The sequence below is a fragment of the Mitsuaria sp. WAJ17 genome, assembly GCF_014174515.1.
Lineage (GTDB): Bacteria > Pseudomonadota > Gammaproteobacteria > Burkholderiales > Burkholderiaceae_C > Roseateles_B.
This window is the reverse complement of sequence record NZ_JACJUG010000016.1, coordinates 60,436-83,837: the sequence shown is the minus strand read 5'-3', so window position 1 is coordinate 83,837 and position 23,402 is coordinate 60,436. Positions and strand designations below refer to the sequence as shown.

Here is a 23,402-nt window from a genome sequence, read left to right as displayed (position 1 = left end):
TATGTCGAGTGAGGGATTCAACCGGGATCGGGTGGCTATCGTCGGTATTGGCCTGAGTTTTCCAGGCGGGGCGGTGGATCCGGATTCATTCTGGCAGTTGCTACAAAACAAGACCGATGCAACTGTGGATATTCCAGAGGACCGTTGGGATTGGCGGCGTTTTTATTCGCCCTATGGCTCTGAAAAGCCGGGGAAGATGTATGTGCGGCGCGGGGGATTTCTGCAGGGAGATATCCGCGCATTTGATCCCCTGTATTTCGGAATCTCCCCCCGCGAGGCGCCGGTGATCGATGTCCAGCAGCGCCTGCTGCTGGAGGTGGCGGCCAAGGCTCTGCAGGACGCCGGCATGCCCGAGGAACGCTACCTGGGCAGCCGCATGGGGGTTTTCGTCGGCGGGTTCTGCATGGACGCCAGCATCGAGGCCGCCAGCGTCCACAACCGGAACTGGTATGTCTCGCAGTCCGTGACCGGCTCGACGGCCACCCTGCTGTCCAACCGCCTGTCCTATGTTTTCGACCTCAAGGGGCCGAGTCTGACGGTGGACACAGCCTGCTCGTCCTCCCTGGTTGCCCTGCATCTCGCGGTGCAGAGCCTGCTGGCAGGCGAATGCGAGGCGGCCCTGGTCGGCGGCGTGAACGCCATGACCCAGCCCGAGCATTTCCTGGAGATGTGCAAGGGCCGCCTGCTTTCCAAGGACGGCCGCTGTTTCACCTGGGATGAACGCGCCAACGGCTATGCCCGCGGCGAGGGGGCGGGCATGGTCCTGCTCAAGCGCCTGTCGCAGGCCCAGCGCGACGGCGACCACATCTACGCCGTTGTCGAGGCCACCGGCGTCAACCAGGACGGCACGACCCAGGGCATCAGTCTGCCCAACCCGAAGGCCCAGGCGGCGCTGATCCGCTCAGTCCTGGACAAGGCGGGGCTGACGCCCGCCCATATCGACTACGTCGAGGCCCACGGCACCGGCACGCAGGCCGGCGACAAGGCCGAGACCTCGGCTCTCAACGAGGTATTCGCCCCCGGCCGCAGGGACAAGCTGCGCATCGGCTCGGTGAAGACCAATATCGGCCACCTGGAGGCTGCGGCGGGCATGTCCGGCCTGATCAAGACCGTGCTGTCCCTGTCGCGCGGAAGGATTCCCGCCAATCTGCACTTCGAGACGCCCAATCCAGCCATCCCCTTCGACAGCATGTGCCTGCAGGTCGCCACTGACATGCAGGACTGGCCGCAACGCGGCGACAAGCGCTATGCCGGCGTCAATTCCTTCGGCTACGGCGGCACCAATGCCCACGCCATCCTGAGCCAGGCGCCGGCCGTGGCGTCGGTGCATGAGGCCGCGCCAGGCGGCGACGAGGCCGGGCAAGGCCCGCTGCTGCTGCCCCTGTCGGCCCAGAGCCAGGACGCCCTGCGCGCGCTGGCCGCGCAGTACGGCGAGCTGCTGGCGCAGGACAAGGTCGGTGTGCGGCCCCTGCTGCGTCATGTCTCGACGCGCCGCACGCACTACGAGCGCCGCGGCCTGGTCTGGGCCCGCGACAAGCAGGAGCTGATCGCCCGCCTTCGACAGGTCGCAGAGGGCGCGGCCACCGAGGGCTTCAGCCAGGTGGCGCAGCCCAGCGGTGCCCAGCCCCTGGTTTTTGTCTACTCGGGCATGGGGCCGCAGTGGTGGGGCATGGGCCAGGAGCTGCTGGCCAGCAGCGCCCTGTTCGCGCAGACGCTGCGTGAGTATGACCGGGTGTTTCAGGGCATTGCCGGCTGGTCCCTGCTGGAGGAGATGACACGCCCCGAGGCCAGCTCGCGCATGGCCCGGACGGAGGTCGCCCAGCCTGCCAATTTCGCGATCCAGGCCGGCCTCACCGCGCTCTGGCGCTCCTGGGGCATCGAGCCCGCGGCCGTGGTGGGCCACAGCGTGGGCGAGGTCACCGCCGCCTATGTGTCCGGCATCCTGAGCCTGGAAGATTCCCTCCTGGTGAGCTACCACCGCAGCCGCCTACAGGGCACACTGGCCCATACTGGCGGCATGATGGCCGTGGGCCTGTCCGAGGCGGCCGTGCAGGACTATCTGCGCGAGCATGAGGGCAAGGTCTCCATCGCGGCCGTGAATTCCCCGCGCGCCGTGACCCTGGCCGGGCACACGGAGGCCCTTCAGGCGCTGGCGGGGACGCTGCAACAGGCGGGCGTCTTCCATCGCGCCCTGCAGGTTGAGGTGCCCTACCACAGCCCGCTCATGGACCCCATCGAGCACGAGATCCAGGACTGCCTGCGCCAGATCCAGCCGCGCACCGCCGCCATTCCCTGCTACTCGACAGTCACCGCCCGCCAGGCCGGCCCGGGAGACTTCGGCGCCCGCTACTGGTGGCACAACGTGCGCGAGACCGTCAGCTTCGCCCGCACCGTGGAGGCCCTCGCCGACGACGGCTTGCGCAGCTTTCTTGAAGTCGGCCCGCACCCGGTGTTGGGCAACTCGGTCCGGGAGATCCTGCAGGAGCGCAAGCTCAGCGGGCAGGTCTACAGCAGCCTCAGGCGCCAGATGCCCGAACAGGCCACGCTCATCGAATCCCTGGGGACCCTGTACTCGCAAGGTCATCGCCTGGACTGGGAGGCCCTGCAGCCACAGGCGGGCGGCCCGCGCGTCGTCCTGCCCGTCTACCCCTGGCAGCGGCAACATTACGACAACGGCTCGCCCAGGTTCCACCAGGACAAGTTCGGCAGCCGCGGCCATCCCATCCTGAAGCGGGACCTGGAGCTGCCGCGCCCGGCCTGGGAGGTGGAGCTGGCCGATGCCCTGTTCCCCTACCTGGTCGATCACCGCATCGACGACAAGACGGTCGTGCCCGGCGCCTTCTACGTGGAGGCCGCCCTGGCCCTCATGGAGCAGCGCACCGGCGCCCGCACGGGCAGCCTGCAGGGCCTGGCCTTCGAGCGCTTCCTGGCCCTGGCCGACGAGATGGAGGCCCAGGAGACGCGCATCGTGTCGTCATTTTCCGAGGAGGCGCAGGACTTTCGCATCCACAGCACCCGCACGGCGCTGAAGGAGAGCTGGGAGTGCCATGCGCGCGGCGAGTTCGCCGCCCTTGCGCCGCTGGACCGCGAGCTGGACATGCTGGATCAGGACCTGGACAGCTTCCGCTCGCACGACGTGGACGCCTTCTACCGCGCCATTGCAGGCACCGGGCTGCAGTACGGCCCCAGCTTCCGTCCCATCCGCAGCCTGAAGTCCCAGGGCGATAAGGTGTATGCCGAGCTCGACAACACCCTGGCGCACGAGCCGGCCTACATCCTGCCACCCACCGTGCTGGACAGTGTGTTCCAGACCCTGCTGCTGTTCGGCGGCTCGCAGGGCGTGCCCTTCGTGCCGGTTCGGATCGAGCGCCTGAGCGTGCATGGCCCGGTCACGGCGCGCAACAAGGTGCTGGGTCGCCTGAGCTGGCGCTCGGCCAAGTCGCTCAAGGCCGATTTCATGGTCTTTGACGAGCAGGACAACCCCATCGTCGAGATCCTCGGGGTGACTTGCCAGGCCCTGCCCAGCTTCGGTCCCGGCGGCGCGCGCGTGGAGGAGGCCCTGTACCGCAGCTCCTGGCTGCCCTGCGAGCCCGAGCTGCTGGCCCAGGCACAGCCCGCCAGCGGTGCCGTGCTGCTGGTCACCGACAGCGCGGACGGCGGTGCGCATGTCGCTTCCCTCATCGCCGCCCGCCTCGACTCGCGCCAGCCGGTGCTGACACTGCATGCCTCTCGCTGGAGCGAAGAGGCTTTCACTGCGCTGCTGCGGAGCCAACCGATTGGTGTGGTGGCCTATCACGCCCAGGCAGCCTCGACCGAGGCGCAGGCGCTGGAAGCCAGCATCGCCCATTGCGTCCGCCTGGGGCAGATTGCGCAGGGGATCGCGCAGGGGATCGAGCCTGGCGCCGCCCAGCGCGGACCGGCGCCAGGCTGCCGCTTGGTGCTGATCACGCAGGAGGCCTGCGCCGTGCAGCCCGGCGACCGCGTCGAGGGCCTGGCCCAGCTGGCGCTGCCCGGCCTGGCACGCACGCTCAACACCGAGTTCCGCCAGCTGCGCTGCGCCAGCATCGACCTGGGCGGCGCGGACGCCAGCGCGCCGGATGGGCAGCTGCGCCGGGCCATTGAGGCGTTGATCGTCCAGGACCCCGGCGTGCAGGAGCTGGCCGTGCGCGGCGAGCTCCTGTACCGCCACGTGCTGCTGCCTTGTGCCAGCGAGACGGCGGCCCAGGAGGCCGTTCAGGACAGCGCGCCGGGCGAGGGCGTGCAGCTGGAGGACCTGGCCGCGGCGCTGGGTTCGCCTCTGCCGTTCAGCCTGCAGCCCCGGGTGCTGCTCGCGGCCTGCCCGCAAGGGTCGGGCCAGCGGGTGCTGGGCGATGACGAGGTGGAGATCGCGGTCGAGCAGCGTCTGCTGAATGGCTTCGACCTGCACAACAGCCAGCTGAGCGTCCTGCCGGACGATCCCGCCCGGCACTACTTCCGCTACCAGCCCGGCATGCAGTGCGTGGGCGTCGTCGTGAAGAAGGGCGCCGCCGTGAACCGAGTGGCCCTGGGCGAGCGCGTGCTGTCCCTGCAGGCCAATGGCCTGGGCAACTACGCGGTCGTGCCAGCGCAGGGGCTGTTGCGCCTGCCCGAGTCCCTGGACCCCTCAGCCCTGCCGGACATGTACGAATGCCTGCGCGCCCACTACCTGATGAAGACCCTGGGCACGCCGGCCCGTGGTGGCCGACTGGTGGTGAAGGGGCGCTGGGGCGCCTTCGTGCAGACGGTGCTGCATGAGGCCCAGCAGCGAGGCTATGCGCCGAGCTTCGTGGACGAGGAGTCCTCGCCGCTGGCGCGCGAGGGCCTGGCCCGGCATGCCGGCGCCCGCTACCTCGCCGCCGAGGGCGGACATTGGAAGGATCAGTTGGACGGGCTGGTCGCCGGGGTCGATGTCTTCATCAACCACGGCTGGCAGGACATCGAGCAGCTGCCCCGCCTGCAGCCCTTTGCGCGTGTGCTGGACTGCCGCTCGGCGCAGCTGCCGTGCAAGGGCGGTCTGTTGCTGCCGCTGCGCGCCAATGCCAGCTACCAGGCCATCGAGATCGACGAGCTGTTCCGCGATCACTTCCCCACCCTGGAGGACTGCCTGCGCGAGCTGCTGCAGGCTCTGGCGGAGGGCCGGCTGCCCGTGGCGCCGGTCCCGGCCCATCCCTGGCGGGACATCGCCGCGGCACTGCGCGAGCTGAAGACGCCAGGCCATGCCGCCGTGCGGCTGCTGGAGGTGCAGGCCCCCGTGCCGGTCGCCCGCCAGGCCCGGCTGGCCGGCCAGGCCTGGGATGGCAGCTACCTGGTGACGGGGGGCACCCGCGGCTTCGGCCTGCAGTGCGCGCGCTGGCTTGTGCAGCAGGGGGCCCGGCATCTGGTGCTGATCAGCCGCTCGGGCGTCGGCAGCGCTGAGGCCGAGCAAGCCGTCGAGGCGATGCGGGAGCAGGGCGCCAGCGTGCAGGTCAGCGCGTTGGACATCGCCGACGCCGGCGCGCTCCAGGCGGCGCTGGACGAGGTGCTCGTTGGCATGCCGCCGGTGCGCGGCGTGATGCATGCCGCCATGGTGCTGGACGACGGCTTCGTCAGCCAGATGAACGAGGCCCGCTACCGCAAGGTCATGCGGCCCAAGATGCAGGGCGCCCTCAACCTCGCCGCCGCCCTGGGGCAGGCCGAGCTGCGCTTCTTCCTGATGTTCTCGTCCATCTCCTCGCTGATCGGCAACGCGGGGCAGGCCAATTACGTGGCGGCCAACAGCTTCCTGGATGGCTACGCCAGCCACCTGAGCGCACGCGGCGTACCGGCCCGGACCATCAACTGGGGCGTGCTCAGCGACAGCGGCGTGCTGGCACAGGACGCCGAGCTGACCCGGATGCTGGCCCTGGCGGGCATCCAGGGTGTGGGCAACGAGCTGGCGATGCAGGCCCTGGAGCAGGTGCTCGGCGAGGCGCGCGCGCAGGTGGGCGTCTTCCGCATGGACTGGACGCAGTGGAAGGCGGCCAATCCCTCGCAGTCCGCCTCAGGCCTGTACAGCGAGGTGCTGGATTCGTCCGGGCAGGCTGATGAGGAGGATCCGCTGCAGCAGCTCCTGCTGGCCGTCATCGACGCTGGTCCCGAGCAGCGTCGCCAGTATGTGCAGGCACAGCTCAGCGCGCGCTTCGGGCAGATCTTCAAGATGGATCCCGCCCAGATCAATGTGCACGCCAGCATCATCGAGCTGGGCGTGGACTCTCTGATCGCCGCGGAGATCACCATGGCCCTGCGGGCCGAGCTGGGGGTGGAGATTGCGCTCATCGACATGCTCAGCGGCCCCAGCATCGTGAGCCTTGCGGAGCGAATCCTGGCGCAGATCGAGGCTCTCATTGAGGACGCCGCCGCGGACGATCCTGCGCCGGCCGTGCCCGAAGCACCGGGCCAAGCCCTGGCGCAGGAGCCGCCGGCACGGTCCTTCGCCTAGGCCTGCGCTCAGCCCCAAGCCCGGGCCCACGCCCCGGCGGAAGACGGCACGCCCGCCGCCTTCCGCCTCTTCCTTCGTCCTGCCCCGGAGGCCTCACGGCCTGCCTTGCCTGCAAGGTCTACCGTGCCGCCCTTCGCCCGCCGCCGCCCGGCGGCTCGACCACCGCCCACGAGTCAACCCATGGATGTCAGCAAGAAAGACCTGATCAGCAAGATCCTGCGCAAGAAGGAGGCGCAGGGAGGCCGCCCGATGGGCGAGGGGGCTGGCATGCCGGCAGGCCTGCAGGCCTCGCGGGCGCGCAGCGGTCCGCTGTCGGCGGCGCAGCGCCGCATCTACTTGCTGTGCCAGATGAACGGGCAGAAGGACATCGCCTACAACCTGCCCGAGGTCCTGCGGGTGGAGGGCGAGCTGTCGCCAGACAAGGTGCAGGCCTGCCTGCGGCAGCTGGTCCGGCGGCATGACATCCTGCGCACCTCCTTCGTGATGGAGGAGGGCGACATCGTGCAGCGCGTGCATGCGCCCGAAGCGGTGAACTTCGAGCTGGAGCAGGCGCAGCTGGCCCACGCCGACCTGGACGCCTGGCTGCGGCACTTCATCCGGCCTTTCGACCTGACCCAGCCCTGCCAGATGCGCTGCGCGCTGGTGACGACGGAGGAGGGGAGCTTCGTCGTCTTCGACAGCCACCACCTCATCGGCGACGGCTTCTCGGCCGGCCTCATCAACAGCGAGCTGGCCCGGCTCTACCAGGGTCAGGTCTTGCCTGCGCCGCGCTTTCAGTATCTCGACTACGTGGCCTGGGCCCGCCGCCAGCAGGAATTGCCGGCCTTCAAGGCGCATGAGCAGTACTGGCTGCAGGCCCTGGCCCAGCCTTCGCCCCTGCTGGAGCTGCCCCTGGACTTCGACCGGCCGGAGCGCAAGGACTTCCTCGGCGCTACGCTGGAGTTCTCGCTGGGCGCCCTGGCCGCGCCGTTGAAGTCCCTGGTCCGTGCGGAGAAGCTGACCCTGCATGCCGGGCTGATGGCGGTCTATGCCCTGTTTCTGTCCAAGCTCAGCGGGCAGGAGGACATCACCATCGCCACGCCCGTGCTGGGCCGGCCGCTGCCGGAGCTGCGCGAGGTCCCGGGCATGTTCGTCAACACGCTGCCGGTCGTCACGCGGCCGCGGGCCGAGCTGCGCTTCACGGACTTCATGCACGAGGTGAAGGCGGCGACCCATGCCTGCATCGAGCATGCCGACTGCGATGTCTCGCATCTGGTGGAGAAGCTGGGCATCCGGCGTAATGCTGCGCGCAATCCCCTGTTCGACACCCTGTTCGTGCTGCAGGTGCGCACGCTGGACAGCTTCGGCGAGCATGCGCTGCAGTTCACGCCCCAGGCCTTCGATCGTGCGCGCTCCCAGTTCGACCTGTCCCTGGAGGCGCTCGAGCGCGGCGAGGACATTGTCTTCAAGCTGGACTACGCCACGGCCTTGTTCCGGCGCGAGACGCTGGAGCGCTGGCGCGATCAGCTGCTGCAGCTCATCACCCACATCGTGGCCAAGCCGCAGGCGCGGCTGCGCGAGATGTCCCTGCTGAGTGCCGCCCAGGCGGCGCAGCTTTGCGCCTGGCCGGCCACGATAGGCTTGCAGGACATGCGCCCCATCGGCAGCGTCTTCGAAGAGACGGCAGCTCGCATGGGCGAACGCACCGCCCTGGTCCACGAGGGCCGGCGCCTGAGCTACCACGAGCTGGCGCGTCGGGTGAACGGGCTGGCGGCGCATCTGCGCGAGCAGGGCGTCGGCCGCAACGAGTTCGTGGCGCTGCTGATGGATCGATCCTTCGACATGGTGGTGGCCCTGCTGGCCGTCATCAAGGCGGGCGCGGCCTATGTGCCCATAGAGCCGGACTGCCCCGACGAGCGCCTGGACTTCATCCTCTCGGATTGCCAGCCCCGCTGCCTGATCACTCAGCCTCCTGTGGTTCAGGACAAGGCCGCCCTGTTCGAGGCACTGCGTGCCAAGGGTCTGCCGCTGATCGAGGACATCGGCGCTCATGGCCCCGCTGACGCGGTGCTGGCGGAATGCAACGAGCCCTCGGACCTGCTTTACCTGATCTACACCTCGGGGACCACGGGCAGCCCCAAGGGCGTGATGGTCGAGCACCGTTGCCTCTACGCCCTGCTGTACGGCAACCCCAAGCTGGACTTCTCGCCCGAGGACCGCTGGGCCCTGTTCCACTCCTATGCCTTCGATGTGTCGGTCTGGGAGATCTTCGGCGCCCTGCTCAATGGCAGCAGCCTGCTGATCATCCCGAAGAAGACCACGCGCGACACCCTGGCCGTTCGCCGCCTGGTGCGCGACGAAGGCATCACGGTGCTGAACCAGACGCCCACGGCCTTCTATCGCTTCATCGATGTCGATGCCGACTGCGAGGACCGACTGGCCCTGCGCTGGGTGAACTTCGCCGGGGAAGCCCTGCTGCCGGGGCGCCTGGCCCGGTGGCGCGAGAAGTACCCCGAGACCGTGCTGATCAATATGTACGGCATCACCGAGACCACGGTGCACACCAGCTACAAGCGCCTGAGCGACGAGGACATCGCCAACGGCCAGTGCTCCAACATCGGTGTCTCGCTGGACAGCCACACCATCTACCTGCTGGACCCGCACCAGCAGCTGTGCCCGCCTGGCGTGATCGGCGAGATCTACGTGGGCGGCTGGGGCGTGACCCGCGGCTACCTGAACCGGCCGGAGCTCAATGCCCAGCGCTACCTGGACAACCCCTTCGGCGCCGGACCGCGCATGTATCGCTCGGGCGACCTGGCCCGCTGGACCTCGCGGGGCGAGCTGGAGTACCTGGGGCGCACGGACCACCAGGTGAAGATCCGCGGCCACCGCATCGAATGCGGGGAGGTCGAGAGCTGGATCCTCAAGAAGGCGCCGGTCAAGGCGGTGTCCGTCTTCGACCGGGTCGATGCGCGGGGCGACAAGACCCTATGCGCCGTGGTCCAGCCCGAGCACGGCGCCGAGCACTTCGGCGAGGCCGGGATCGCGCAGCTCAGGCAGGCGCTGTCCGCCTTCCTGCCGGCCTACATGGTCCCTGCGCTGATCGCCGTGATCGACGAGATTCCCATGACGGTCAACGGCAAGCTGGACCGCCGCAAGCTGGCCGAGCACCTGGACCGCCTGGCGCCCGCCAGCTGCTACGTCGAGCCGGTCGATGCGACCGAGGCGGCCATCGCCCGCATCTGGCAGGGCTTCTTCCCCGCGGCGGGCCCGATCGGTCGCGAGCATGACTTCTTCGAGCTGGGCGGTCATTCCCTGCTGGCGATCGAGATGTCCCTGCAGCTGAAAAGAGCCTTCGGCAAGCAAGTCGGGCTGGATGCCTTGTTCACCCACACCCGGCTGCAGGCGCTGGCCGAGCATGTGGAAGCCCTGACCCAGGCCTCGTCCCAGGCCGCACTCCCGGCAGGCATCGTGCGCCAGCCGCGGCTGGCTAGCTTCCCGGCCTCCGCGGCGCAGCAGCGCCTGTTCTTCGTCGATCAGATGCTGCCGTCCCCCGGCATCGCCTACAACATGCCGCAGGCCTTTGTCTTCGACGGGCCCGTGGACGTGCCGGCCTGGCGCCTGGCCATCACCCGCCTGCTGGAGCGGCACGAGGCCCTGCGCACCCGTTTCCGCCTGGAGGAGGGCCTGCTGATGCAAGTGCCCGTGGAGGCCTCCGCCTTCGAGCTGGGCCTGGGGCGCGTGCGGCGCGAGGCGGTGCTGGACGCCGTGCATCGCTTCATCCGGCCCTTCGACCTGCAGCAAGACCTGCTCCTGCGGGCCCAACTGCTTGAGTTCGAGGAGGGGGAGGGTGGGCTGCTGTGCATCGACATCCACCACAGCGTCTGCGATGGCCTGTCCTTGGGGCTCCTGCTGGCCGAACTCGCCCAGCTGATGGACGGGCAGTCCCTGGGGCCGGAACCGCTGCAATACAGGGACTTCTCTGCCTGGGCCGCCGAGCACCCCCGGCGTGAGGCGGACACCGCGCACTGGCTTGCCCAACTGGCCGATGCTCCGCGCCTAGCGCTGAGCACCGACTTTTCCCGCACCGCGCAGGCCTCCTACGCCGGCGCCGAAGTCCACCGCACGCTGGACGCGGACCGCCTGGCCCGCTTCGACGCCTGGTGCCGGCAGCAGGGCTTGACGCCGCACATGGGCCATCTGGTGGTGTTCAGCCTGCTGCTGGCCAAGCTCTCTGGCCAGGAGGACCTCGTGGTCGGTACGCCCCATGCCGGCCGCGGCGATGAAGCCTGGCACCAGACCGTGGGCATGTTCGTGGGCACGCTGCCCATCCGCTGCCGGCCGCAGGCGCAGATGCCTCTGGACGTGTACGCGCAAGCCGTGCGCCAGACCTGCCTGGAGGCCCTGGAGCATCCGCATTTCCAGCTGGAGGACATCGCCAGCCGCGTGGCGCCGCGCGAGCTGTCGCGCAACCCGATTTTCGACTGTCTGCTGGACCTGCAGCTGGCCGAGCCGCCCGTCCTGGCCATGGGCGGCCTGCGCCTGCAGCGCCTGGTGCTGGAGAACCCCAGCGTCAAGATGGACCTGATGCTGAGCCTGCGCGAGCGCATGGACGCCGCCGGGCGCAAGACCCTGCAGGCCACGCTCAGCCATGCCACGGCCCTCTTTGCCCGCGAGACCGCAGAGGCCTGGCTGGAGGCCTGGGACGCGCTGCTGGACGAGTGCACCGGCCGCCCGGCCGCTCCGCTGGCGTCCTACAGCGCGCTCAGCCCGGCGCAGCGCCAGCGAGTGCTGTTCGACTGGAACGCCACGGCCTCGCCGCATGAGCGGGACGCCTGCATCCATGAGCTGTTCGAGCGGCAGGTCGCGCGCAGCCCGAAGGCCCTGGCCTTGCGCGATGAGGTCCGGGCGCTGGACTTCGCCTCCTTCAATTCGGCGGCCAACCGCCTGGCTCATCGACTGCTTGCCGCGGGGCTGAAGCCGCAGCAGCGCGTGGCGTTGTGCCTGGACCGGGGTGTGGACCAGATGGTGGCCCTCATGGCCACGCTCAAGGCCGGCGCAGCCTATGTGCCGCTGGATCCCGACTACCCGCCGGCGCGCCTGCGCCACATGCTGGCCGACAGCCAGGCTGGCGTGCTGCTGTACCACGGGCGGACCCAGGCCCTGGTGGCCCAGCTCGGCGCGGAGCAGGCCATTGACCTGGATGCCCATGCGCTGCAGGCCCTGCGGTGGCCCGAGACCAACCCTGTCCGGGCCGACAACGGCGCGGACCCGTCCCGGTTGGCCTACCTCATCTACACCTCGGGTTCCACGGGGCAGCCCAAGGGCGTGGCGATCGAGCACCGCCAGGCCGCCCACCTGGCGCATGCGCTGGCCTGCCAGGCCTATGGTGGCGCCGATGCTTTGGCAGGCCTGCGCCTGGGCCTCAACGCCTCGCTGGCCTTCGATGCCTCCGTGCAGCAGTGGCTGATGCTGGGCTACGGCGCCAGCCTGCACCTGCTCTCCAAAGACCAGCGCCTGGACATGGACCGCCTGGCGCAGTGCATCGTCGGCTGGGAGTTGCAGGGGCTGGACTTCACGCCCGGCCTGCTGGCGGCCCTGCTGGAGGCCCGCCCCGGCCTGAAGCTGCCGCGCGTGCTGCTGGTGGGCGGCGAGGCCATTGATCAGGCCCTGTGGATGCGCCTGCAGGCCTGTGAGGGCTGCGATATCTTCAATGTCTACGGCCCTACGGAAACGACGGTTGACACGGTGATGTGCCGCATCCGCGATGCCGGCCCGCTGCCGGTGCTGGGCCGGCCGCTGCTCAACACCCGCGCCTACGTCCTGGACGAGCGGCAGCAGCCGGTGCCACTGGGGGCCGCGGGCGAGCTGTGCATCGCCGGGGAGGGCGTTGGCCCGGGCTACCTGAACCAGCCCGAGCTGACGGCCCAGCGCTTCCTGCCCGATCCCTTCGTGGCAGCGCCCGCCGGGCAGCCGGCCCCGCGCCTGTACCGCAGCGCAGACCGCGCGCGCTGGCGCGCTGACGGACAGCTCGAGTACCTCGGACGCCTGGACTTCCAGGTCAAGCTGCGCGGCCTGCGCATCGAGTTGGGCGAGATCGAGAACCGCCTGCTGGCACAGCCCGGCTTGCGCGAGGCCCTGGTGGTGCTGCACGAGGCATCCAGCCTCCTGGCCTATGTGGTGCCGGCTGCGGGGGCCTCGGTGGACGTCGAGGCCCTGCGCGCGGCGCTGTCGCAGGACTTGCCGGACTACATGGTGCCTGGCCGCTTCCTGCTTCTGGACGCCTTGCCGCGCCTGCCCAACGGCAAGCTCGACCGCCACGCACTGCCGGTGCCCGATGAGCAAGGCGAGGCCCTGGCGCCGGATCAGGCTCCTCAGGGCGCGCTGGAGCAGCAATTGAGCCGCCTCTGGTGCGAGGTGCTGCGCTGTACCGAGCTGGGCCGCCATGACAACTTCTTCGAGCGCGGCGGCCATTCGCTGCTGGCGGTGCAGCTGGTGTCGCGTGTGCGCTCGGCCCTGAACGTCCATGTCGTGATCAACGACCTATTCGCCCATCCCACCCTGGCCAGCTTCGCCGGGGCGGTGCGGCGGGCAGCCCGCGCTCTGGTGCAGGCCATCCCCTGCGCCGACCGGGGTCAGGTCTTGCCTGCCTCGCCCACCCAGCAGCGGCTCTGGTTCCTCTCGCAGCTGCCGGAGGTGGCTCGGGCCTATGCCATCGTGGGCGGTGTGAGCCTGCATGGCGAGATCGACCACGGGGCCCTCTGTGCCGCTTTTGAGCGGGTGGTGGCGCGCCACGAGAGCCTGCGCACCGGTTTCGTGGTGGACGCGGGGCGCGTGGTCCAGCAGATCCGGCCGCCCCAGCAAAGCGGAGCACGCCCACTGCTGCGCTGCCTGGACCTGCGCGCAAAGACACTGAGCCAGGCACAGAGCCAGGCCCAGCTGCAGGCGGAGCTGGACCGCGTGGCCTGCGCCGCCTTCGACCTGGAGAACGGCCCTCTGCTGCGGGCCAGTCTGGTCCAGACGGCCGAGTACGAGCACACCCTCATCGTGGCCCTACACCACATCGTGTCCGACGGCTGGTCCCTGGATCTGCTGATGCGCGAGCTGGTGGCTCTCTACGCGGCCTATGTGCAGGCCGATGCCGATCTGGGCAGCGATCCCCTCCCGGCCTTGCCTCTGCAGTTCGCCGACTACGCGGCCTGGCAGCAGCAGCTGGTGTCCAGCGAGGCACTTGAAGCGCAGGCCCGCTACTGGACGCAGCAGCTGCAGGGCAGCCCGGTCCTGATCGAGCTGCCCACAGACCGGCCGCGCCCCCATGCACAACGCTTCGAGGGCGCGGCGCTGCCCCTTGCCCTGGGCTCAGGGCTTAGCGCGCAGCTGCGTGAACTGGCCCTGCGCCATGGCTGTACCTTGTATGTGACCCTGCTCGCAAGCTGGGCGCTGCTGCTGAGCCGCCTGTCGGGCCAGTCGGACCTGGTCATCGGGACGCCGGTCGCGGGGCGCCAGCACCGGGACACGGAGTCCCTCATTGGCTGCTTCGTCAACACCCTGGCCCTGCGCTTGCGCCTGGACGGCTCGGCCACGGTGGGGACTCTGTTGCGCGAGACGCAGACCCTGGTCCTGGAGGCGCAGGCCCACCAGGACCTGCCTTTCGAGCAGGTGGTCGAGCGCCTGCAGCCGCCGCGCAGCACGGCGCACACGCCGCTGTTCCAGTGCCTCTTCGCCTGGCAGCCGGCCTCCAGCGAGGCCCTGGCCATGACCGGCGTGCGCGCCACGCCCCTGACTCCCAACTGGCCGCGCAGCGCCAAGCTGGACCTGTCCCTGCTGCTGCAGGACGGGGCGGACGGCATCGTGGGCGAGCTCGAATACGCCTGTGCGCTGTTCGACGCCGGCTCCATGGAGCGGCATGCCCGCTGCTGGCGGCAGCTGCTGCAGGCCATGGTGGCCAACGACGAGGCGCAGATTGCCAATCTTCCACTGCTGGGCGAGGACGAACGCCGCCTCCTGCTGCAGGACTGGAACGCGACCCAAACCCCGTTCCCCGAGCAGCTGTGCATTCACGAGCTCGTCGAGCAGCAGGCCCGGCGGACACCCTCGCGCGTGGCCCTGGTCGATGGCACCCTGACGCTCAGCTACGAAGCCCTCAATGGCGCGGCCAACCAGCTGGCGCGGCACCTGCGCAGCCTGGGCGTGGGGCCGGACCAGCGCGTCGCCCTGTGCCTGGCCCGCGGCCATCAGCTGGTGCTGGCCCTGTTGGCCACGCTCAAAGCCGGTGGGGCCTATGTACCACTGGACCCCGACTACCCCGCTGAGCGCCTGGCCTACATGCGGCAAGACTGCCAGCCCGTGCTGACCCTGGTTCACGGGGCCACGCGAGACCTGTTGGCGCCTCAGGCCCAAGGTCCGATGCTGGACCTGGACCGGGACGCCGCCGCCTGGGCCGCTCTCGGCACGCAGGACCTGCCGCCCGCCGCGCTGGGCCTGGGCTCGCGTCACCTGGCCTATGTGATCTACACCTCCGGCTCCACCGGGCGGCCCAAGGGCGCCATGAACGAGCACCGTGCCGTGGTGAACCGCCTGCTGTGGATGCGCGAGGCCTATGCCATCACGCCGCAGGACCGCATCCTGCAGAAGACTCCCTATGGCTTCGACGTGTCGGTGTGGGAGTTCTTCCTGCCCCTGATCTGCGGTGCGCGCCTGGTGCTGGCGCGGCCCGGGGGCCACAAGGACCCGCTGTACCTGAGCGAGCTGCTGCTCGAGGAGGCCATCAGCTGCCTGCATTTCGTGCCCTCCATGCTGCAGGTCTTCCTCGACCAGACCGAGCGCAGGCACTATCCCGGCTTGCGGCGCGTCTTCTGCAGCGGCGAGGCCCTGCCGGCCGCCCTCGTGTCCCGCTTCCATGAGCGCTTTGCGGAGGTCGAGCTGCACAATCTCTACGGTCCCACCGAGGCCGCGGTGGACGTCACGGCCTGGCATTGCAGACCCGGCGCGACCCAGGACTTCATCCCCATCGGGCGGCCCATCGCCAACACCCGGACCTACATCCTCGATGCCCGCCTGCAGCCCGTTCCCATTGGCGTGACCGGCGAGTTGTACCTGGGTGGGGTGCAGGTAGGCCGGGGCTACTGGAACCGCCCTGAGCTGAGTGCCGAGCGCTTCCTGGCGGACCCGTTCGCCCCGCAGGACGACGCCCGCATGTACCGGACGGGCGACCTGGCGCGTTTCCTGCCGGATGGCCGGATCCAGTACCTGGGGCGCAATGACTTCCAGGTGAAGCTGCGCGGCCTGCGCATCGAGTTGGGCGAGATCGAGGCCAGCCTCTGCGCCGTGGACGGCGTGCGCGAGGCCGTGGTACTGGCCCGCGAGGACCAGGCCGGCGGGCCGCGCCTGGTGGCCTACTACACCTGCACGGGCGGCGTACCGCTGGACCCCGCTGTGCTGCGCGCTGCCCTGTCATGCGCGCTGCCCGACTACATGGTGCCCAGCGCCTTCGTGCACATGGCGTCCTTCGCCCTCAGCAGCAATGGCAAGCTCGACCGCCAGGCCCTGCCGGCCCCTCAGGCCGAGGCCGCCGTGCAGCGCGCCTTTGAAGCCCCGCAGGGCGAGACGGAGATCCTGCTTCAGCAGCTCTGGTCTGCAGTGCTGCAGTGCCCGCCCATGGGCCGCCATGACAATTTCTTCGAGCTGGGCGGCCATTCGTTGCTGGCCCTGTCGCTCATGCAGGGCCTGCGCCAGGCCGGCCTTCATATCGACATCCGCGAACTGCTGGGCGCACCCACCCTTGCACAGATGGCGGCGGCCGTGTCCCGCGGCGCCCGCCCGCAGCTTGTGCCGGAGCCGCTCATCCCGGAAGGTTGCAGCCGCATCACGCCCGAGATGCTGCCGTTGCTGCGCCTGTCGCAGGACGAGATCGACCGCATCACCTCCCGCGTGCCGGGCGCAGCGGCGAATGTGCAGGACATCTACCCACTGGCACCCCTGCAGGAGGGCCTGCTGTTCCATTACCTGTCCCGCACGGCGGGTGATGTCTACGGCCTGCCCATGCTGATGGCCTTCGACAGCCGCGAGCGCCTGGACGCCTTTGTGGCGGCCATGGCGGAGGTGGTGCGGCGCCACGACGTGCTGCGTACGTCCATCCTCTGGGAGGAGGCGTCGCAGCCGGTGCAGGTGGTCTGGCGCCAGGCGCCCCTGCAGCTGGAGATGCTGCCCGCGGCGGGAGAGGGGGACCGCGACGTGGCTCGGCGCCTGAGCGCGCACCTGGACCCGGCCCACTGCCGCCTGGACATCCGCCAGGCCCCGATGATGCGCGCCGTCGTCGCCGAGGATCCCGCGAACGGGCGCTGGCTGATGCAGGCCCTGCTGCACCACCTGGTCGTGGACCACACCACCATGGAACAGATGGTGGCCGAGGTGATGGCCTGCATGCGCGGGCAAGCCCTCCCGCGACCCCGGCCCTTCCGGGACTTCGTGGCCCAGTCGCGCGCCGGCGTGATGGAGGCCGAGCACCAGGCCTTCTTCCGGACCCTGCTCCAGGACATCAACGAAGCGACGGCGCCCTATGGCCTGCTGGAGATCCCGCCGGGCGCCGTGGCGCAAGAAGGCGTCCGCGAGCTCACGCCGGACCTGGCGCAGCGCTTGCGGCAGGGCGCGAGCCGCCTGGGAGTCTCGGCCGCCACCTTGATGCACCTGGCCTGGGCCCTGGTGCTGGGCCGCTTGGCCCAGCAGGAGCGCGTGGTCTTCGGCACGGTGCTCTTCGGGCGCATGCAGGGCGGCGAGGGTGCCGACCGGGCCCTGGGCCTCTTCATCAACACCCTGCCCATGGTGGTCGAGCTGGGGGCTCAGACGGTCAGGGATGGCGCACAGGCGGTGCACCGCCTGCTCAACAGCCTGATGCGCCATGAGCACGCCTCGCTGGCCCTGGCCCAGCGCTGCAGCGGCGTGGCCGCACCGGCGCCGCTGTTCACGGCATTGCTGAACTACCGGCACTCGAGCCGCAGCGCCGACGCCACCAGCCTGTTCGGCCCCGGGGTCGAGGTGCTGTCAAGCCCGGAGCGCAGCAACTACCCGGTGGGCCTGTGCGTGGACGACTTGGGCGACGGCTTCCGGCTCAGCGCCCAGGTCCATGGCGGCATCGATGCCCAGCGCCTGTGCGGCTATCTGGTGACGGTGCTGGAGCAACTGGTGCAGGCCCTGGCCACGGCGCCAGGCACGCTGCTGCAGGACCTCGACATGATCGGCGAGGAAGAGCGGCGCCTGCAACTGCAGGACTGGAACGCCACCGCCGCCGCTTGGCCCTCGGAGGCCTGCCTGCATGCGCTGGTCGAAGCGCAGGTGCTGCGCACGCCGCAAGCCCCGGCCGTGGTCAGCGGTGCGGTCCGCCTGAGCTATGCGCAGCTCAACGCCCGGGCCAACCGACTGGCTCACCGGCTGATCCAGCTGGGCGTGGGGCCTGATGAGCGCGTGGCCGTCTGCCTGGACCGCTGCGCGGACATGGCCGTCGCCGTGCTGGCCACGCTCAAGGCAGGCGGGGCCTTCGTGCCCATGGATCCGCATCTCCCGGCCCGCCGCATCGGTGACATCCTGCGGGACTGCGAGCCCCGCGTGGTGCTGGTGCACACGCCAACCAGCGCCAGTCTGGCCTCGCTGCTGCCGCCCGGTGCGGCCTGCCTGGACCTGGACCGCGATGCGGCGCAATGGGCGCAGGCCTCGCCCGAGAACCCCCACGGCGTGCCCGTGCGGGCCGGGCATCTGGCTTATGTCATCTACACCTCCGGCTCCACGGGCGTGCCCAAGGGCGTGATGATCGAGCACCGCGGCTGGTGCAACCTCAGCACCGACATGATCGCGCGGGGCGCTGTGGACGGGCACAGCCGGCTGGCGCAGGCGCTGTCTTTCAGCTTCGACGTCTTCCCCATGGACTTCGGCATGTCCCTGTGCGCCGGCGCCAGTCTGCACGTGATGCAGCGGGATGCCCTGCTGTCCGGCGCTGCCTTTGCCGGCTACGTGGCGCGGGAGCAGATCACGCACGCCTGCCTGTCGCCGGCCTTCCTGGCGGCGCTGCCCGAGGATCTCACGCTGCCGACCCTGCGCTACCTGATGGCCGGCGGCGAGGCTCTGCCGGAGGCCCAGAGCCGGCGCTGGTCGCAGGGGCGGCGCTTCGTCAATGCCTACGGACCCACGGAGATCACGGTCTGCGCCACGACCCATGCCTGCCGCCCCGAGCAGTCGGGGCCGCCGCCCATCGGCCGGCCCATCGCCAACACCCGTGCCCATGTGCTGGACGCCCGCCTGCGGCCGGTGCCCCTGGGCGTCGTGGGCGAGCTGTACATCGGCGGAGCGGGGGTGGCGCGCGGCTACCTGAACCGCCCGACCCTGACGGCGGCCAGCTTCATCCCCGATCCCTTCAGCCCCGAGGCGGGCGCGCGCCTGTACAGGACGGGCGACCTGGTGCGCCGGCTGGAGAACGGCGAGCTGCAGTACATCGCCCGCTGTGACTTCCAGGTCAAGATCCGCGGCTACCGCGTGGAGCTGGGCGAGGTCGAGGCGCAGCTGAGCCAGTTGCCCGGCGTGCGCCATGCCGTCGTGCTGGCCCAGGGAGAACCCACGCAGAAGCAGTTGCAGGCCTTCATCGCCTGCGAGGTGGAGCCGGACCTGGCGGCGCTGCGCGCACTGCTGGCGCAGCGGGTGGCGGACTACATGGTGCCCCAGACCCTGGTCTGGCTGGCTGCGCTGCCCCTGACCCCCAATGGCAAGGTGGACCGCCAGGCCCTGGCTTGCCTGGGCGAGCAGGAGGGGGCAGGTCGCCTGGCACCGGCCGGGGGGAAGCGAGGCCCGCTGAGCACCACCGAGGTCCGCCTGCATGCGCAGTGGTGCCAGTTGCTGGGACTGCCGCCACAGGCCATCGGCTGTGACGACGATTTCTTCAGCTTGGGCGGCAACTCGCTGGGTGTGATCCGGATGATTGCCTTCCTGCAGCGGGAGTTCGACATGGCCGTGCCGGTGGAGGCGCTGTTCAGGCATCGCAGCGTGCGCGAGCTGGCCCGCCACCTGGAGGGGCAGCAAGGCCTGGAGCGGCGGCTGCCCTCGCCGGTGGTGGCCCTGGGACCGAAGGGGCAGGCCGGCCTGCTACCCGTGTTCTGCGTGCCGGGGGTGCATGGCCATGCGCTGGGCTTCCAGGCCCTGGCCCAGGCCATGCCCGGCCACGCCCTGTATGCCCTGGAGCCGCTGGATCTGCAGGCCCGGCAACTGGCCCCGCTGGATGGCGTGGAGTCCTTGTGCGCGGCCTATCTGCAGGCCATCCGTCAGGTCCAGCCGCGGGGGCCTTACCGGCTCCTGGGGCATTCCATCGGTGGCCTGATCGCGCTGCGGCTGGCCGCCCTGCTGGAGCAGGCCGGCGAGACCGTCGAAGGCGTGGGCCTGCTCGACAGCCACCCCGACCGCATCCCCGCGCCAGTGGTGGGGCAGTCACCCTTCGATGCCGATCATGTGCATCGGATTTTCTCGAAGTTCGAGGACTACCTGGGCTGCACCCTGGACCTGGAGCCCGAAGGGCTGGCGCAGATGAGCGAGTCCGAGCGCATCTTCCACCTGGCCACGCGGCTGGCGGATCACCGCATCATCGAGGTCCAGGACCAGGCCTTCGTGCGGGCTTATCTCCAGCGGCGCCAGCAGCATGAGGCCTGCCTGGCCACGCTGGCGCAGGCAGGGCAGGGGCCTCGCTACCGGGGCCGGCTGGCGCTGTTCAAGGCACAGCAGCAGGACGGGCCAGCGGCGCCCGACCATGGTTGGGGCCAGCGGCACGCCGGCGCCCTGCAGGTCTTCGAGGTGCCGGGCTCGCATGAGGGCCTGATCAGCGCGCACCATGCCCCGGTGCTGGGGCAGGTGCTGACGAAGTGGCAGGCGCAGACCTGAAGGCGCCGGGAGGCCGGGATGGATGCTGGGGCGCGGGCCTCAGCTCCGCCCCATGGCCGCCTGGCCCAGGCTCCACAAGGGCATGAACACGCCCAGCGCCAGCACGAAGACCATCACGCCGATGACCAGCAGCAGCAGCGGCTCGATGGCGGACGAAAGGCCCTTGATGGCGTAGTCGGTCTCGCGCTCGTACATCTCGGCGATCTCCAGCAGCAGTTGGTCCAGCTCGCCGGTCTCCTCGCCCACGGCGATCATCTGCAGCACGATGGGGGTGAAGACGCCGGCGGCCGTGGCGCAGCGCGAGATGCTCTCGCCCCGCTCCACGCCGTCACGCATCTGCGCCACGCGGCTGGCGATGAAGGCGTTGTCCACCGTCTGCGCCACCACGTTCATGGCCTGGCTGATCGGCACGCCGCTCTTGGTGGCCAGCGCGAAGCTGCGGGCGAAGCGGGCCAGCGTGGCCTTGAGTACGATGGGGCCGGCAATGGGCAGGCGCAGCTTGAGGCGGTCCCAGCGGTAGCGGCCTTCCTCGGTGGCCAGCCAGGCCCGGACCAGCAGCATCAGGCCCACGGCGCCCGCCAGCAGCAGGGGCCACCAGCGCAGCATCCAGGCCGAGAATCCCAGCAGCACGCGGGTCATCAGGGGCAGCTCGGCCTTGAAGCCGGCGAAGACCGTGGCGAAAGTGGGCAGCACGAAGATGTTGAGCACCACGATGGCGATGGCGATGGCCGCCAGCACCATCATCGGGTAGCGCAGCGCCTGCTTGATGCGGGCCCGCGTGTCCAGCTCGTACTCCAGGTGCTGGGCCAGGCGCAGCAGCACATCGGGCATGCGGCCGGTCATCTCGCCGATCTGCATCATGGCGATGTAGAAGGAGTTGAAGATGCCGGGATGTCGCGCCATGGCCGCGGACAGCTCGCGACCCTGGTCCAGGCTGGCTCGAAGGTCCTGCAGCAGATGGATCAGGCTGGCCTGGGCGGTCGAGGCCTGCAGGCCGGCCAGGGAGCGAAGGATGGGCACGCCGGCCTTCTGCAGCGTGTAGAGCTGGCGAGTGAGGATGAGGCAATCGTCCATGCTGACCGGCGCGCGGCGCAGCTGCTCCCACCAGGATGGGCTGTTGTCGGACAGGCTCTTCTGCGCGCTGGCCTCGATGCGGACGGGAATCACACCGCCGGCCATCAGCTGGGCGGCCACGGCGTCGCTGCTGTCGGCGTCGGTGTGCCCTTGGACGAGCTCGCCGCGGTTGTTGCGCCCCTGCCAGGCAAAGCTCCTCATGCTGAGTCGCCCTGGTCGAAGCCGATGCGCATAGCCTCGGCCAAGGTGGTCCTGCCCGCCTTGACCAGGGCCAGGCTGCGGTCCGCCAGGGTCTTGCCGCGCAGGGCTTCGCGTGCGGCGCCCATGAAGGCGCCGGCGTCACCGCGCTGCACGGCCAGTGCCATTTCGGCGTTCATCTCCAGCATCTCGTAGATGCCCTTGCGGCCCTGGTAGCCCGTGCCATTGCAGTGGGAGCAGCCATGGCCCCGCAGGCTGCGCACCGCGCCGGCCTCGTCGCCCGCCACGGCCTCAAGCCACGCGCGTTCCTGTGCATTGGGCGCATGCGGCTCGGCGCACTGCGTGCAGACGGCGCGCAGCAGGCGCTGGGCAAACACCGCCTGCAGGGAACTGGCCACCATGAAGGGCGGCGCGCCCATGTCCAGCAGGCGGAAGGGGGTGCTGAGGCTGTCTCGCGTGTGCAGGGTGGACAGCACCATGTGGCCGGTGATCGCGGCGCGCAGGCCGATCTCCACCGTCTGGGCGTCCCGCATCTCGCCGACCAGGATCACGTCCGGGTCCTGGCGCAGGCAGGCGCGCAGCACGCGGGCGAAGTCCAGCTCGATCTTGTCGTTCACCTGGACCTGGGTCAGCCCGGGCAGGCGGTACTCGACCGGGTCTTCCACGGTGATGATCTTGCTCTTCTCGGCGTCCAGCTCGGCCAGGGCGGCGTAGAGCGTGGTCGTCTTGCCGGAGCCGGTGGGCCCGGTGACCAGCACCATGCCCGCCTGCTGCGAGAGGATCTCGCGGAAGCGGGCCAGCATGTCCTCGGGCATGTCCAGCTGATGCAGGCGGCGCACGGCATTGCCTTGCCCCAGCAGGCGCATCACCACGGACTCGCCGTACTGGCCGGGCAGGGTGGAGAGGCGCACGTCCACGGTCCGCTCCCGCAGGCGCAGGGTGAAGCGGCCGTCCTGCGGCAGGCGCTTCTCGGAGATGTCCAGCGAGGCCATCAGCTTCAGGCGCTGGGCCAGGGCGGGGGCGATGCGCTTGTCGGCCTGGGTCTGGATCTGCAACTGGCCATCGACGCGGGTGCGGATCAGCAGCTCGGTCTCCTGGGGCTCGATGTGGACGTCGGAGGCGCCGGCCTGGCTGGCGTCCTCAAACACCGATTGCAGCAGGCGCACCACCGGCGCGCCCTCCTGGCCGACGCTGGCCTGCAGGGCGCCGAAATCGACGGCATCGCCGATGTCCTTCTCCAGGGCCTTGGCCAGGCCGGAGATCTCCTCGCTGCGACGGTAGTGGCGGTCAAAGGCTGCGGGCAGCTGGCTCTCGGCCACCACGGCCATCGCGATGCGGCGCTTCAGCAGGCGCGAGAGCTCGTCGTAGGCGAAGAGGTCCAGTGGGTCGGCCAGTGCCACCAGCAGGGTGTCGTTGCGCTCCTCCAGCACCAGGGCCCGGAAGCGGCGGGCCGGCGTCTCGGGCAGCAGGCGCACCAGCTCGGTCTTGAGAGGAAAAGTCTTGAGGTTGACGAAGGGGATGCGCAGCTGGCGGGCCAGCACGTGGGCCAGGGCTTCCTCGGTGATCAGGCCGGCGTCGATCAGCAGGCGGCCCAGCTTCTTGCCGCTGCTGCGCTGCATCTCCAGCGCCTGCTTCAGCTGCTCCTCGGTGATCAGCTCCTGCTGGACCAGCACATCCCCCAACCGCAGTTTCTGCGGGCGGCCGCTGTTGCGTTCAGTGTCGGAGGCGTTGGCGGAGGCAGGTGTGGTGCGGGGACTGTCCATCG

At 69.9% G+C, this 23,402-nt stretch carries 4 protein-coding genes; 2 read left to right on the top strand and 2 right to left on the bottom strand.

Annotated elements, in window-relative coordinates; all coding sequences use genetic code 11:
- Position 1: 1 nt before the first annotated feature.
- The gene (locus tag H5407_RS14440; protein ID WP_183105157.1) at positions 2–6,475 is read left to right on the top strand and encodes a type I polyketide synthase; all 6,474 of its coding nucleotides are present in this window, start codon (positions 2–4) and stop codon (positions 6,473–6,475) included.
- A gap of 180 nt (positions 6,476–6,655) precedes the next feature.
- Positions 6,656–20,365 (top strand): non-ribosomal peptide synthetase, encoded by a 13,710-nt coding sequence (locus tag H5407_RS14435; protein WP_183105156.1) that lies wholly within the window; start codon positions 6,656–6,658, stop codon positions 20,363–20,365.
- 39 nt (positions 20,366–20,404) lie between these two features.
- Here the strand turns inward: H5407_RS14435 and H5407_RS14430 are convergent, their stop codons facing one another.
- Together H5407_RS14430 and H5407_RS14425 are read right to left on the bottom strand one after the other, a co-directional pair.
- Positions 20,405–21,640, bottom strand: a complete 1,236-nt coding sequence (locus H5407_RS14430) for a type II secretion system F family protein (RefSeq protein WP_183105155.1) — start codon at positions 21,638–21,640, stop codon at positions 20,405–20,407.
- On the bottom strand, positions 21,637–23,400 hold the full coding sequence (locus H5407_RS14425; protein ID WP_183105203.1) for a GspE/PulE family protein: 1,764 nt from the start codon (positions 23,398–23,400) through the stop codon (positions 21,637–21,639). The genes H5407_RS14430 and H5407_RS14425 overlap by 4 nt, the downstream gene beginning before the upstream one ends.
- Positions 23,401–23,402 lie beyond the last annotated feature (2 nt).

Excerpts from the sequence above, each read along its gene's own strand:
- H5407_RS14435 (WP_183105156.1), top strand. The coding sequence starts at position 6,656 with ATGGATGTCAGCAAGAAAGACCTGATCAGCAAGATCCTGCGCAAGAAG.
- H5407_RS14440 (WP_183105157.1), top strand. The coding sequence starts at position 2 with ATGTCGAGTGAGGGATTCAACCGGGATCGGGTGGCTATCGTCGGTATT.
- H5407_RS14430 (WP_183105155.1), bottom strand. The coding sequence starts at position 21,640 with ATGAGGAGCTTTGCCTGGCAGGGGCGCAACAACCGCGGCGAGCTCGTC.
- H5407_RS14425 (WP_183105203.1), bottom strand. The coding sequence starts at position 23,400 with ATGGACAGTCCCCGCACCACACCTGCCTCCGCCAACGCCTCCGACACT.